Raw genomic sequence first — 1,005 nt, forward strand, 5'->3', positions numbered from 1 at the left:
ACGCCTTATGTGAGATGGGGTAGCAAAAAAGAAGGGGAAACCACAAGATAAAGGTAACGACACCAAAGCTTGAGGTCTCCTAATGAATATGGTAGACGGTTCGACCCTATTGACGACAATTTTTGTGCTAATAGATGACTGGTATCAACAAAAAGGCGATCGTAACGTACCGTTATTGCCAGGGCCATCACCAAAATTTACGGATAGTGAGATGTTAACACTGTTGGTAGCAATGGATTTTTTCCCATACCCAGGAGAACAGCAGTTTTTAGGGTTCGTGAGGGCAAATTATTTGAGTTTGTTTCCAAAACTATTAGACCAAAGCCAGTTCAACCGCAGAGCCAGACGATTAGAGGGAATGCTGGAAGAATTAAGACGTTTTTGGCTTCGAGACTTGGGGGCAATCTTTGAACGTACCTTGTTGTTAGATACAAAACCAATACCTGTAGTTGGCTATAAACGTGACAAAAGCCAAAGTGAATTTACAGGCAGTGCTGATTATGGCTGGTGTGCCAGTCGCAAAATGAATTACTTTGGCTACAAGTTAGTTCTGGTCAGCACTCTCAATGGTATTCCCTTGGTTTATTCTTTAGTGCCAGCCAGTACAGATGAACGTTTAGCCGCAGAATCGGTGTTAGATTCCGTTCGTGGCTGCCGTATCCTTGCAGATAAAGGATTTATCGGTGGTGAATGGCAAAGCGATATTGCCAAAACTACGGGTAATCAAATTTTTACTCCAAAACGAGCTAATCAGCTTCAACAACAGCCAAAAGCTTTTGAGGGTTTGCTCAATCGCCTGCGCGAGCGTGTTGAAGGGGTATTTCACGAGGTGCAAAATACCGGACGTAATTTGGAGCGTCTATTGAGGAAGAAAGTTGATGGTATCTGCGTCCATGTTGCTGCTAAAATCACCAGTCATACTTTACGTATTTTTCTGCGTCTTCGTTTTGGTATTGACGTTCTTACTTTTGAACAGCATCCTCTGCCTTAATTCACATAAGGCGT

1 protein-coding gene is annotated in these 1,005 nt (G+C 42.9%); it reads left to right on the top strand.

Going from position 1 to position 1,005, the window contains the following annotated elements:
* Positions 1-88 precede the first annotated feature (88 nt).
* Positions 89-991 carry an IS982 family transposase gene (locus AACX33_RS06320; protein WP_445253294.1) on the top strand — a complete coding sequence of 301 codons (903 nt, stop codon included), beginning with the start codon at positions 89-91 and terminating at the stop codon, positions 989-991.
* Positions 992-1,005: the final 14 nt, after the last annotated feature.

The organism is Nodularia sp. LEGE 04288 (assembly GCF_963896525.1).
Taxonomy (GTDB): domain Bacteria; phylum Cyanobacteriota; class Cyanobacteriia; order Cyanobacteriales; family Nostocaceae; genus Nodularia.

Excerpts from the sequence above, each read along its gene's own strand:
- AACX33_RS06320 (WP_445253294.1), top strand. The coding sequence starts at position 89 with ATGGTAGACGGTTCGACCCTATTGACGACAATTTTTGTGCTAATAGAT.